This window comes from Vibrio sp. G-C-1, from assembly GCF_021728015.1.
Classification (GTDB): Bacteria; Pseudomonadota; Gammaproteobacteria; order Enterobacterales; family Vibrionaceae; genus Vibrio; species Vibrio splendidus.
In genome coordinates this window covers 678,317-690,530 of record NZ_JAKKCR010000001.1, presented here as the reverse complement: position 1 = coordinate 690,530, position 12,214 = coordinate 678,317, and the positions used below count along the sequence as shown (strand labels likewise).

13 protein-coding genes are annotated in these 12,214 nt (G+C 44.4%); 5 read left to right on the top strand and 8 right to left on the bottom strand.

The window, feature by feature from the left end; genetic code table 11:
* Positions 1 to 311 precede the first annotated feature (311 nt).
* The gene (locus L3V36_RS03155; RefSeq protein ID WP_208774288.1) at positions 312 to 2,567 is read right to left on the bottom strand and encodes a peptidase U32 family protein; all 2,256 of its coding nucleotides are present in this window, start codon (positions 2,565 to 2,567) and stop codon (positions 312 to 314) included.
* Between the two features lie 173 nt (positions 2,568 to 2,740).
* On the opposite strand from L3V36_RS03155, the gene L3V36_RS03150 reads away from it, so the two are divergent.
* The 3 genes from L3V36_RS03150 to gltS all read left to right on the top strand — a co-directional run bounded on the left by L3V36_RS03150 (position 2,741) and on the right by gltS (position 6,260).
* The gene (locus tag L3V36_RS03150; protein ID WP_065681835.1) at positions 2,741 to 3,337 is read left to right on the top strand and encodes a glutathione S-transferase; all 597 of its coding nucleotides are present in this window, start codon (positions 2,741 to 2,743) and stop codon (positions 3,335 to 3,337) included.
* 248 nt (positions 3,338 to 3,585) lie between these two features.
* Positions 3,586 to 4,959 carry a patatin-like phospholipase family protein gene (locus L3V36_RS03145; RefSeq protein ID WP_208774284.1) on the top strand — a complete coding sequence of 458 codons (1,374 nt, stop codon included), beginning with the start codon at positions 3,586 to 3,588 and terminating at the stop codon, positions 4,957 to 4,959.
* Positions 4,960 to 5,036: 77 nt separating this feature from the next.
* The gene (gltS, locus tag L3V36_RS03140; RefSeq protein WP_017078222.1) at positions 5,037 to 6,260 is read left to right on the top strand and encodes a sodium/glutamate symporter; all 1,224 of its coding nucleotides are present in this window, start codon (positions 5,037 to 5,039) and stop codon (positions 6,258 to 6,260) included.
* Between the two features lie 173 nt (positions 6,261 to 6,433).
* Here the strand turns inward: gltS and L3V36_RS03135 are convergent, their stop codons facing one another.
* The 3 genes from L3V36_RS03135 to L3V36_RS03125 all read right to left on the bottom strand — a co-directional run bounded on the left by L3V36_RS03135 (position 6,434) and on the right by L3V36_RS03125 (position 7,444).
* Positions 6,434 to 6,883 (bottom strand): GyrI-like domain-containing protein, encoded by a 450-nt coding sequence (locus L3V36_RS03135; protein ID WP_102447875.1) that lies wholly within the window; start codon positions 6,881 to 6,883, stop codon positions 6,434 to 6,436.
* Positions 6,884 to 6,950: 67 nt separating this feature from the next.
* Positions 6,951 to 7,184 (bottom strand): hypothetical protein, encoded by a 234-nt coding sequence (locus tag L3V36_RS03130; RefSeq protein WP_004733848.1) that lies wholly within the window; start codon positions 7,182 to 7,184, stop codon positions 6,951 to 6,953.
* A gap of 8 nt (positions 7,185 to 7,192) precedes the next feature.
* Entirely contained in the window at positions 7,193 to 7,444 is a 252-nt protein-coding gene (locus L3V36_RS03125; RefSeq protein WP_004733849.1) for a Rho-binding antiterminator, read from the bottom strand.
* A gap of 244 nt (positions 7,445 to 7,688) precedes the next feature.
* Here L3V36_RS03125 and L3V36_RS03120 point away from each other — a divergent pair, with 244 nt between their 5' ends.
* Entirely contained in the window at positions 7,689 to 8,054 is a 366-nt protein-coding gene (locus L3V36_RS03120; RefSeq protein WP_102447876.1) for a cytochrome c, read from the top strand.
* Between the two features lie 118 nt (positions 8,055 to 8,172).
* Positions 8,173 to 9,351 (top strand): BamA/TamA family outer membrane protein, encoded by a 1,179-nt coding sequence (locus tag L3V36_RS03115; RefSeq protein WP_208774283.1) that lies wholly within the window; start codon positions 8,173 to 8,175, stop codon positions 9,349 to 9,351.
* Between the two features lie 69 nt (positions 9,352 to 9,420).
* Here L3V36_RS03115 and catB read toward each other — a convergent pair whose 3' ends face one another.
* The 4 genes from catB to L3V36_RS03095 form a co-directional block, all read right to left on the bottom strand.
* Positions 9,421 to 10,047 (bottom strand): type B chloramphenicol O-acetyltransferase, encoded by a 627-nt coding sequence (gene catB, locus L3V36_RS03110; RefSeq protein WP_102447877.1) that lies wholly within the window; start codon positions 10,045 to 10,047, stop codon positions 9,421 to 9,423.
* Positions 10,048 to 10,140: 93 nt separating this feature from the next.
* Entirely contained in the window at positions 10,141 to 10,872 is a 732-nt protein-coding gene (locus L3V36_RS03105; RefSeq protein WP_102447878.1) for a glucose 1-dehydrogenase, read from the bottom strand.
* A gap of 88 nt (positions 10,873 to 10,960) precedes the next feature.
* Positions 10,961 to 11,344 (bottom strand): nuclear transport factor 2 family protein, encoded by a 384-nt coding sequence (locus L3V36_RS03100; protein ID WP_102447879.1) that lies wholly within the window; start codon positions 11,342 to 11,344, stop codon positions 10,961 to 10,963.
* Positions 11,345 to 11,441: 97 nt separating this feature from the next.
* Positions 11,442 to 12,158 (bottom strand): HAD hydrolase-like protein, encoded by a 717-nt coding sequence (locus L3V36_RS03095; RefSeq protein ID WP_102447880.1) that lies wholly within the window; start codon positions 12,156 to 12,158, stop codon positions 11,442 to 11,444.
* Positions 12,159 to 12,214: the final 56 nt, after the last annotated feature.

Below are 12,214 nucleotides of genomic sequence, written 5' to 3'. Positions count from 1 at the left end.
GAGACAGTTTGAGTCACTTCATTCTTCCAGATAAAAGAAAGGACCGAACGTTTCCACGTTCAGTCCTCTTTGTCCCAGCCAAATATCCGTTCAGGTTCAAGCAATAATGCTTATCCGAACGGCATTAACTCGATTGAGTGGCCTTTTGTTTATTGGTTCGCAGTGCTTATAAGCGGTTATAAACGGTTAAGACTTATAGCCCTTGAAGCTGAACGCTCTTTGCTTTAGAAGCTATAAGCCGTGCAGCCTATAAATCTATAGACCTACAAACCTTGAACCCTATAGACCTTGCACCCTACAAACCTTGCACCCTACAAACCTTGAACGTACTGAGCATTAGTTCGAACTTCAACCATCTGCTCTAGGTTCTGTTGTGAACCATCAACACCGTTAATCAAACCTTGGAAATGTTTAATCAGCTCTGCTTTGTCTTGTACTTCTTTCGAACCCGCGCCGATGTTGGTCAGGTCAATGAAGAACTCGTCGAACAGACCTGAGAAATCCGTTACAGCGTCATGGTTTAAGAACTGCTCGTGGTTGTAAATGCTTGGGTAGCCACCCTTCTGTTTATCAACCGCGAAAGAGATGCCTTTCACGTTGGTAATCGTGGTCGCTTTCTCACACTTCAACATACAACCTGCTTCTATGCTTGGCTTGTTACAACCCACGGTTCTTTGGAAGAAACACTGGCGGCTGGTCATCATCAAGATTGGGTGGTAGATGCTGTAGAACAGTTTGAAGTTCTCTGGGCGACGAATATGACGAATCTGACCTTTGTTGATCTCGTTCGAAATGAAAGCACCAGCACAGTTCAGTTCTTCTTTCAGCGTAACCAGTGCGTGAGAGTTTGTGGTGTTCATGAACGGGCCTGCTACCCACTCAATACCCATCTCGTAAGCTTTGTAAGCAATACCCGTGTTGTTGGTTACGATGCGAGCTGGCTTGATCTCTTCAAGAATACGAACCGCTTCGTCGTAATCTTTGCCGATTAATACTGCAGGGAACCAAGGAATCAAACGTGGGTTTGCTGCCAAGATGTCGATGTACTTGTTACAACGCTTCTTGAAGCTTTCAGGCAGTTTGAAGTAAACATCCGCGTCAGTTACGTCACACAGGTGCAAGTCTTCCACATCAGCGATAAGCATCGACATGGTTGGCTTCTCGTTAACCTTTGGTTGCTGAGGCAGTGCTGGTACTTCAACGTGCTTAATCACTTTCACAGAACCGTTTAAGATGAAATCGATTTCGTCTTTTAAGACCGACACTTCTTTCAAAGGAAGAATCAGACCTTCATCTAAGTTGTCGTAGTTACAGTTTTCAAGCGTATGAACCGCACTCTTCACTGATTTGAAACGCTTCTCAAGTAACGCCTGAGTAATCGCAGTCTCTTTAGCTTTTGCCAATAATGATTGAGATTGAACCGTAAAGTTTTCTTTTGGTGTGTTCACTGTCACCGTAAATGGTTGACCCACCTTAGCGCTAAACGACAATGACACGGGTGTTTTACGAATATCAAGGAACTCGATCTTGTCGCGCATTTCGCTGCCTAGGGCATTTTTCGCTTCATAAAGATCGCTGGTCACTTCTTGGATTTGTACCACTGAGATTTCATTGTTCTCTTTCGTCGCTTTATCAACGGCGTAGTTCATGCTGTTGTCACGAGGATTATCAATGAACATGTCTTTCGTTAGGTTGCCCTTAAGGAAAGAGTTAGTGAAATCACGGTTGAATACTTTGTGCAGGTTTGAATCGTCTTCGATCAACAAACCACTTTCTACAAAGCTATCAATTTGTTTGCGCCACGTATCAACAACTGTGTATACGTAGTGTGCGCCTTTGATACGGCCTTCAACTTTCAATGAGTCGACTTTCGCGTCAACCAATTCAGGTAGGTCGTAGTACGCTGAATTATCTTTCAGGTTCAGTGGAAACTTGTTTCCTGCATCAGTGATTTCGTATTCATCACGACATGCTTGGCTACAACGGCCACGGTTACCTGAGTTACCCACACTTACTGAGCTTGAGTAACATTGGCCAGAGAATGCGATACACAAAGCGCCATGTACAAACACTTCGGTTAGAACATCGTGATCGTGTGCCACTTCCGTCAGCATTTTGATTTCTGGCAGGTTCAATTCACGAGACAAGTTAACGCGTGTTGCGCCAATTTTAGACAAGAACTTAATCTGGCCTTCGTTGTGTGTCGTTAACTGAGTCGATGCGTGAACATCTAACGATGGGAAATGCTTTTTCACCAAATCGAACAAACCAAGATCTTGAACGATGATGCCATCAAGCTTAGTGTTCACAAGTTGGTTCAACAGTTTAGTGATGCTCTTAATTTCATGCTCCAGCAGCACAACGTTAAGAGTCAGAAACACTTCACAACCGTATTCATGAGCAAGGCGAATCACACCATTCAACTCATCTAACGATAGGTTAGAGGCTCTGTTACGAGCGTTGAAGGTGTCTAAACCGCAATAAACCGCATTAGCACCCGCTACGATAGCTGCTTTAATCGCCTCTACATCGCCACCTGGGGCTAATAACTCAATCTTTCTGCTCATTTTTGAAGTCGCTCACTTACTTATAATTTTTAAGCCGCGTATTCTACCTACATCACGATCTCTTTACCACCTAACAACACTTTTCAAACTAAATGACCTCAATAATGCCAAACGAATCCGATTTACCTATCCTTTATTCTTTACGTCGCTGCCCTTACGCCATGCGCGGACGAATAGGCATCGCACTATCACAGCAAAAAGTGTTACTTCGAGAAATCGTTACCAAAGACAAGCCTAGCGAACTATTGGCCAGTTCGCCAAAAGGTACCGTTCCGGTATTGGTGTTGCCAGATGGACAAATCATTGAGCAGAGCTTGGATGTGATGAACTGGGCACTTCAGCAAAACGATCCTCAAGATCTTCTTCGTTCAAGTAATCCAACACTGAGCCAACAAGTCCACCAGCTCATCAAAACCAACGATGAAGATTTTATTGGCCACTTAGAAAAGTACAGAGCGTCTGTTCGTTACCGAAACATCGATGTTGAACAACGCCGACAAGCCTGCGAAGCGTTCATTAGTCAGTTAGAAGCGCTACTCACCGATCAGCCCTACTTTTTTGGAGAAACCCCAAGCTTGGCTGACTTCGCGGTGATGCCTTTTGTCAGCCAGTTTGTAAGAGTCGAGAAGAAGTGGTTTGTACAATCTGAATATCAAAACGTAGGGCGTTGGTTAAGAGCGCACTTGGAAAGTAAGCTCTACACCCAAGTCATGAAGCAATACCCTTTGTGGAATGAAACCAAGCAAGATTGTATTTTTGGATGCCAGTAAGTCGCTATGAATTGCTGGAGATAACTCTAATTGTTGGGAATAACTCTAAATTGCTGGAGATAACCCTAGATTACCGAAGATGACTCTAGATTACTGAAGATGACTGTAAACAGTTCTAAATAAGCTTGTTCACCTCTAGATTGTTATGAAAATCGTGACACTGAATTACAGGTGACGCCATTGATGGCATATTAGATATCAACGAAAATAGCCTTTCACTCAACCTCAACGTTAGTTTGAAATGCGCTATGCCAAAAAACAAAGTGAACACGTTCAACACACCTAGTCCCGATTTTAAAGGGTTCGCGAAAGTTTCACTGTTAGTGGCCTTCTCGCTTGCCCTTTCAGGCTGTAGCGCGAAAAACAAAGCAACCAACACAGGCCAATCTGCCGCGCAGCAGAATCAAGCCTACACGGCGAAGAGTTTCAATAAACCCAATAGCAAAGTCACATTGATCCTCTCTTTTTCTGGTGGCGGCACACGTGCGGCAGCGCTCTCATATGGCGTGTTGCAAGCATTGCGCGACACCAACATCCAAATCGATGGTGAAACGGTCAATCTGTTAGATGAAGTCGATATGATCAGCTCGGTATCCGGTGGCAGCTTTACCGCCGCCTATTATGGTATCTATGGCGACCAGATATTCGAAGATTACGAAGAAACGTTCCTTTATCACGAAGTCTCGAAAGATCTGTTTTCCATCCTTTTATCTCCTACTTATTGGTTCTCGTACGCCACCAGAACAGACAAAGCCACCGACTATTACAAAGCCAACATCTTCGGTGAAAGTACGTTTGCCGACATGCACCGAGAAAATGCGCCCTACATTGTGATTAACGCAACCGACATTTCAACGGGTTCGCGTTTTTCATTCACACAAGAGTACTTTGACCTGATTTGTTCAGACTTAAACAGCTATTCCGTGTCTAGCTCGGTGGCCGCCTCTTCTGCTGTCCCTTTTGTATTTACTCCTGTCGTGCTTGAGAACAAAAACGACTGCGACAAAACAGACCACATACAACCCCTATTCGACGCCACCAGTTACCGCAACCGAAATCTGATCAAGTCGTTAGAGTCATATAGTAATAAGGATGATGTGAGTTATCTCCACCTTGTGGATGGCGGGATTACTGACAACCTCGGTTTACTGTCGGTGTATGAGATGTCTGAATACTTACGTTACAACGACAACGAAGAGCTGAAAAACTTGTACTACACCCAGCACGCGCGTCCTATTGTCATCATTTCGGTTGATGCATCGACGAACCCAGAATCTGGCATTGGAGAGTCAATTGAAGCGCCTTCCATGAAACAAACGGTGGACGTCATCACCGATATCCAGCTGCATCGCTATAACGACACAACAAAAGATTTGATCGTTGACGAGTTGCGGTCTTGGTCGGAGCTGGCCTCTCATCAAGGTCGTAAGGTTTCTCCGCACTTCATTGAGATAAGCTTGAATAAATCAGACAACAGTGCCAAGCGATACTTACTCAATCAAATTCCGACGGACTTTATGATCGACAAAGAAAACGTCGACCTATTGATTGAAGAAGGTAACAAACAACTTGTTGCCGATCCGGAATTTCAAAACTTCTTATCATTTGAATATAACAAATAATGTTAATCTAGTTGCTTATTAAAGCCCAATCTGGCAATCAAAAATCACGTCATAATTTCACCTTTACAAGGATCACTATGGAATTTGAAAACAACATCTTACATCTCGGGTCATTCTTTGCAGTGACCATGGGGATCGTGGTTCTATTTATCGGTCGGAGGCTCAATCAGGTCATCGGTTTTTTGAAAGAGTTCAGTATTCCAGAACCTGTCTCTGGCGGGATTTTGGCATCGCTCCTGTTCGCGGCTCTTTACGCGACGACCTCAATTGAAGTGCAGTTTGATCTGTTTGCTCGCGATGTATTATTGGTCTACTTCTTTACCACGATTGGTATTAACTCAAGTTTGAAAGACCTGTTCAAAGGCGGAAAGCCCTTGGTCATTTTGCTAGCAATCACGATCTTCTTCATGATCATGCAGAACATCGTCGGTATTTCTGTCGCATCAATGTTTGGCCTAGAGCCTGTCTTTGGTCTGCTCAGCGGAAGTATTTCACTGATTGGCGGACATGGCACCGCGATTGCTTGGGCACCCAAGGTTGCAGAAGAGTTCGGCCTAGAAAGCGCAATGGAAATTGGTATCGCCAGTGCAACGTTCGGGCTGATTTTAGCCAGCCTTATGGGCGGTCCTATTGCAAAGTTTCTCATCAAGCGTCATAACCTTAAACCTACCGATGAGCAATCAGGCTCAATCGATTCAAATGCCAAAAAGCAACAACAAGCCCTCACATCATTTCAATTTTTAGATGCCGTGTTAGCGATCCATATTTGTGTCATTGTCGGCGCGTTGCTTAATGAATTGATCAGTCAGACAGGATTACAGCTTCCACTGTTCGTATCGTGTTTGTTTGCGGGTATCGTGATCACCAACGTAATGCCAGACTCCTACCCAAGAATCTCGGGTGCAAAATGGCCGACACGCTCGCCCGCTATCGACTTAATTGCTGAAATCTCCCTGGGTACATTTTTGGCGATGTCACTAATGAGCATGCAGCTTTGGACGCTCATTGACTTGGCAGGTCCTATCTTCGCGATATTGGCAATGCAGCTGCTACTGGCCGTGATAATCAATATCTTCATCGTGTTCCCATCAATGGGTAAGACCTATGATGCGGCTGTTGTATGTGCTGGGTTCGGAGGGATTTCGTTAGGTTCAACGCCGACAGCCATGGCGAATATGTCGGCAGTAAGTCAGAAGTATGGGCATTCAGCACAAGCCTTCATCATCGTGCCATTGGTATGCGCGTTCTTCATTGATTTAGCGAACGCCCTGATTATTCCTTACTTCATGAGAATGATGTAGCTGACCTTTGTTAAGACGATATTCCACAATTTGTTAAAGCGGTGTACCGCAATTTATTTAGACGGTGTACCCCAATTCATTAAAGCGGTGTACCCCAATAAAAAGAGCCGCTCGTATAGAGCGGCTCTTTTGCTAATGACTCAATTTGACTATCACTAACGACAATCCAAAGCTTATTGAATCGCTATCGAAATCTCGACTTCAGTTTCACCTTTGTAGAATTCAAAATCTGTTGTGTAAGTTCGAACATGTGGGCAATCCGCTGCGTTGAAGTACGCCCACACCTCTCCCCATAAATCGATGACCGCTTGAGGGAGTTCACCTTCAGCAGAAAACGTTAAGTATTTGCCTGCTTGTATTTCGGTTTCTACAAGCGCATCTAAATTGTTATCGGTGAGTGCGTTAGTACAAGCGATAACATCAAATTCACCCGTAAAGTCAGACTCGTAATTGGTGTAGACACCATACACTTTTGAATCCGGCGTTAATTTTGGAAACGCTTGGTCAAAAAAGCCCTGCCACAATTGCCCTATCTTGGCTTTGGCCGGGTCAATCTCATCGGTATTAGTGGTTCTTACTGAAAAACCATACGCCTTTACGGCTTCAATCGTTTCTACTTTCATTCGTTTTATTCCTAAGCCAATTGACGATCTAACTGTATTGAATCCAATGTTTTGTAAAATAACGCGACTAATCTTGTATCTCTTTATGGCCACACTTTTCACAGACAAGGTGACGAGAAAACTCATCCATTGACGCGATAAACGGGCCAAGGAACCAACCTTTTATCATGCCTGCCCAAAACTCGCTTCGCTTTTGGTTAGGTTTGTCTGCAAACGCACTCGTCTTTCTGACCAACACAACAACATGTTGTGTGTCTTCTCTGCACGCGGTGCAATAGCATTGTTCTATGGTGTTATTCATTTGAAAGCCTATGACGTTTTGAATGAAATCTGCTGAAAATGAGGATTGTCGACACAGACTTCTAGTGTGGAAAGATCAGTGAGTACGACAAGTTGTTCTACACCTTGAATACTGACCTTAATGCACTCTTCACGGCTATCATTGCGTTGAGTATCTAATCCGACACATTCAATCTGCTCGCCAGACTTCAGCGTTAATTTGATTGGGTATCGGTGCATACACACAATCTCAATATAATCGTAATCGTTGCAACTAATCATAATACCCCTCCAATTCATCCACCACGCTAATGCGACACGCCATACTATGCAATATGCATATAATCAATCATTTACCCAAGTCACATTGATGTTCGTCCGAAACTAAACTTGCTTCTAATCCTATTTCTAAACGTGCTTCTAAACCTACTTCTAAACTTAGCTTAATCCAGCTTAACCCATTCACGTTTCTTCTACTCACGCCTGCTTATTCTTTCATTGTTAAATAATAATCGAGAACAAAACAATGAAAACCATGAACCATTTACACGTGTTAGCTTTTTTAGGTTTAGTCGCTTCAATGATGACGTTTAATGCGAGTGCCGCCTCAGAAATCGATGCGAGGCACTTTGCCAATGGTAAAGCCAAATACACGCAGCTTTGTCAGGTGTGTCATGGCGACAAAGGACACGGTGATAGCCCCACTGCCGCTTCATTGCCACACAAGCCCGCCAATATCGCTAATAAACTAGGCGGCTTTTTTACCAGTCCAAGTTCTTTGGCGGATGACATTTTAGAAGGTAACGCAGAACAAGGTATGCCAGCGTGGAAAGGGACAATTACCAAGCAAGATGCTCTGGATATTCTGACGTACGTACAAACTATCCAATAGTAAACGCTGTTCCATTCGCCTTTTGAACAGATATATCGGTTAATACTCCTTGTTCTATTGCGCTATCTATTTGATTGATTACACTCAATTTAATGGATAGTGAATAATACGGAATGTTATGACCTTTAAACCTTTAGCACTAAGTAGCCTGATACTTGTTTCTACGGCGACACACGCCGTCAGCTTTATCGATGAAATTGATGGCCAACTCGATATGGGAGAATACCTCGCAGAAAATGCCTACGGTTTTCTTCCTGTTCCCATTCTAATTACAGAGCCTGCGGTAGGATACGGTGGCGGCTTCACTGGTATCTTCATGCACGAATCTGAAGAGCAAAAAAACACACGTAAAGAACTCGCCGAAAAATCCATCGATGGTGGCGCGCAGCTTCTCACCCCTGCAATTACTGCGATTGGCGGCTTTGCGACAGAGAATGGCACTTGGATGGCGTTTGTTGGTCACAAGCGCAGTTGGAATGAGGACTCTATACGCTACCTTGGTGGATTAGGTTATGGCGATATCAACATGACCTTTTATAGACAAAGCTCTCCGAACGCCTTGTCTCCACTCGATCCAAACGAAGGTGTTGAGCTAGGACTCAAAGGCATGGGCGGGATACAGAAACTCCAATTTAGAGTACCTGACTCCCAATGGTTACTGGGTTTTTCTCAACAGTTCTTCGCACCAACACTCTCACTTAATAATCATCCTAAAGCGCAAGAAATCTTAAACAACATTGGCAACACGTCACCGACCTCTTCCGGTTTGGGTCTAATCGCCGAGTACGACAGCAAGAACAGCTTCTTGAATCCGACGCAAGGCTACAACTATGTCGCGGAATACCTTTGGTTTGGTGATGCCATTGGCAGTGATTACACCTATCAAACGTTTAATTTGGAAGGGCTGAACTATTGGGAGTTAAACAAGGAGTGGAATTTAGCGTTGCAAGGACAGTACAAATCATTGTCGACCAATGAACGCGTGCTTTCCCCTCAATATTACCCAGACATTGAACTGAGAGGTATCGCCCGCAATCGCTATCAAGGTGAACACACGGTCGCGGCAGAAGTTCAAGTAAGCAAACAGTGGACACCACGTTGGTCAACCGCGGTGTTTACGGGAATTGGCTATGCGGGTGACAGCGATAAAGACATGTTTGATCAAAGCTCTCACGCTGCTTATGGCGTCGGTTTCCGATACCTTATAGCAAGACGCTATGGTTTGATTTCAGGGATTGATATTGCGTTCAGTGAAGAAGATACCGCCCTCTACTTCCAAGTCGGTGCTGGTATCTAATTCATTACGCTGTGCTTACCCGGTAAACTAAAGCGACAACGATGAGACAAAGTGCTCAGGTAACAGCGATTACTTAAGCGCTTTCCAATATTGATAAAGCCCATCGATATCTGAAGAGCACATCAACGACATTGCGCCTTTGATTTGTTCTTCGCTCCACTCCCACCATTTCATTTCTAACAACTTAGCAATTTCAGTTTCATTGAAACGATAGCGGATGTGACGCGCAGGGTTTGAACCAACAATCGAGTATGGCGCAACGTCTTTAGTCACAACTGCTCGACTTGCGATGATGGCTCCGTCACCGACCTTAACACCACTCATGATCATGGCTTCTGTGCCAATCCACACATCGTTACCAATCACGGTATCACCCGAGCGTTCAAAGCCGTCTATCGCGCCTTCAAACTTCTCATCGTCTTGATAGAAGAACGGGAAGGTACTCACCCATTGATTTTGGTGACCTTGGTTGCCCGCCATCATAAACACGGCGCCAGAACCAATCGAGCAATAGCTACCAATGATCAGCTGATCGATATCGGTTCTATCCGGTAATAGGTAACGCGCACAGTCATCAAAGCTGTGGTTATGGTAGTAACCCGAGTAATAACTGTGCTCGCCCACGATGATGTTTGGGTTGGTCACCTGTTCTTTGAGTGACTTTCCAACAAACGGACTTTCAAAATAATTTTTCATGTTTGTACTCTTAGTTTCGTTCTTTTAGTTAGGTACTTGTGTTGCGTGTTTATGGTTTTTACTGGTCTATCTTAGTGTAAAAACTAACGAGCCCTATCGCCCGCCCGCAATATCAATGAATGATCCAGTTACATAAGAAGCTTCGTCTGACAATAACCACGCGATAGAGTTAGCCACCTCTTCTGGCGTGCCACCTCGTTGTAATGGTAACTGCGAAGCTAGTCTGTCTACGCGATCTGGCTCTCCGCCGTCTGCGTGCATTTCAGTGTAGATACAACCTGGCCTTACACCATTCACTCGGATATTGCGTGAAGCCAATTCAAGCGATAAGCCTTTGGTGAGTGAATCCATCGCACCTTTCGATGCTGCGTAATCCACATACTCAAACGGTGCGCCTGTGCGAGAAGCCGCAGACGATACATTCACAATCGAACCCGCGCCATCAGCTTGTTTAATAAAGGCTTTACTGCACAGAAAGCAGCTTGATACGTTGGATTTCATCACCCTTTCAAAGCGATCCAATTCGATGTCAACTAATGGTGACTGGGTAAACAAGATCCCGGCATTATTGACCAAATGAGTCACTGGGCCTAGCTTGTTACGAGCAATCTCGAACAAAGATTTCACATCCGATTCAACAGACACATCCGCCCGAACACTGATAGCGGTTCCGCCTTGTTCGCGAATCTCGTTCACTAGATCTTCAGCTCGCGACTCATTGTGTATAAAGTTAACGCATACGGCATAGCCTTTACTGGCCAATAATTTAGATGTCGCCGCGCCAATCCCTCGGCTCCCGCCTGTTACAATCACTACCTTGCTCAATGAAACCTCCTAATGCCACTTGTTTGTTATAACCTGATTTTTCGATACGACCTGGGTTTTCGTTACAAACTGATCGTATCGATACAAACTAATTTTTCGATACAACCTGAACCCACTGCGATCGCCACGCCGGCCCTTCGAACGGGTCTGGCCAAAATTCAGTTTGCTTTTGAATTAAACCATCAACAACCGTGTGAAAGGTAATCACTCGGTCTTTCAATACACTGTCAGTAACCGAAACGTCCGTTACTACCGTATCACCTTCACAGACAATCGAATTGAGGGCGAATTCCCAAACACCATTAGCTGGGTATTCAGAGTTGATTGCCGTAAAGTTATCGCGCCCTAATGTGAGTTCAGATGACTGAGGCCAATAGCCTTCAAAATCTGCGGCTAGCCATTCGCTTGCCTTGGCAAAATCATTACTGCGCATTGCATCCCAAAAACCTAATACCACTTGTTTTGGTGTCATTATTCTTCCTTAAAATCGTTCAGTTATAACGAATTTTCATACATAGCTATTTAGGTACGTGAAGACATCGCTTTAAGCGTACTTAAGCTGTATACCTCTATGCGTACTTACCGATGATCGTTAAAAGATCATCGACATTGTTGGCAATATAATCGGGCTTGGTTTGCCAGTTTTCAGGCTCAGATCGACTATAACCCGCAGCTACCGCAATCACTTTTGCGTTCTCACCCAGTGCTACTTCAATATTGCGAGCAAACTGTGTATCCGCTTCATGGTCACCGATGTACATCAAACAAAGCTCGTTAGACTGATCGGCGCCAAATATGTTCTCAACACATTTCACGCCACCAAACGGGTGTGGCTTTTGGTGGCCGTTCGAGACATCGTCATAGCCCACTACCGATTTAAACAAATCGCCAATGCCATAACTGTCGAGTACACCACGAATATTCAATTGTGAGTTTTGAGAACAGATCCCATGAGGAAGATGAGCAAACTGACTTACCACAGTGTTCATCCCGTCAAACAAGGCGACAGCAGTTTGGTTTTTCTCTTGATGCTCTGCCCACATTCCACCGGCGATCAACATTTCGTCATGCGATAGGCCGTAATAATCGACATATAAAGCTTGCCAGTTTTTAGCACCGTGGTTGGCTTCGTGATAAAGCGTTTCGCTCAGCAGATATTTAGGTAAGTTCTCACCTGATAAGTGTGGCGCGACCACAGAGATAATATCTTTAGTAATTGCGATATTCTTTGGAACTGAATTCACTAAGGTTCCATCGTAATCCCACAGGATGGCATCTAACTTCATGGGGTATCTCGTTGTTTAAATTGACGATTTCAATTTATCACTTGAAGGCCTGTTAA

Coding starts and splice junctions, on each gene's coding strand:
- L3V36_RS03155 (WP_208774288.1), bottom strand. CDS start 2,567: ATGAGCAGAAAGATTGAGTTATTAGCCCCAGGTGGCGATGTAGAGGCG.
- L3V36_RS03145 (WP_208774284.1), top strand. CDS start 3,586: ATGCCAAAAAACAAAGTGAACACGTTCAACACACCTAGTCCCGATTTT.
- gltS (WP_017078222.1), top strand. CDS start 5,037: ATGGAATTTGAAAACAACATCTTACATCTCGGGTCATTCTTTGCAGTG.
- L3V36_RS03135 (WP_102447875.1), bottom strand. CDS start 6,883: ATGAAAGTAGAAACGATTGAAGCCGTAAAGGCGTATGGTTTTTCAGTA.
- L3V36_RS03130 (WP_004733848.1), bottom strand. CDS start 7,184: ATGAATAACACCATAGAACAATGCTATTGCACCGCGTGCAGAGAAGAC.
- L3V36_RS03125 (WP_004733849.1), bottom strand. CDS start 7,444: ATGATTAGTTGCAACGATTACGATTATATTGAGATTGTGTGTATGCAC.
- L3V36_RS03120 (WP_102447876.1), top strand. CDS start 7,689: ATGAAAACCATGAACCATTTACACGTGTTAGCTTTTTTAGGTTTAGTC.
- L3V36_RS03115 (WP_208774283.1), top strand. CDS start 8,173: ATGACCTTTAAACCTTTAGCACTAAGTAGCCTGATACTTGTTTCTACG.
- catB (WP_102447877.1), bottom strand. CDS start 10,047: ATGAAAAATTATTTTGAAAGTCCGTTTGTTGGAAAGTCACTCAAAGAA.
- L3V36_RS03100 (WP_102447879.1), bottom strand. CDS start 11,344: ATGACACCAAAACAAGTGGTATTAGGTTTTTGGGATGCAATGCGCAGT.
- L3V36_RS03095 (WP_102447880.1), bottom strand. CDS start 12,158: ATGAAGTTAGATGCCATCCTGTGGGATTACGATGGAACCTTAGTGAAT.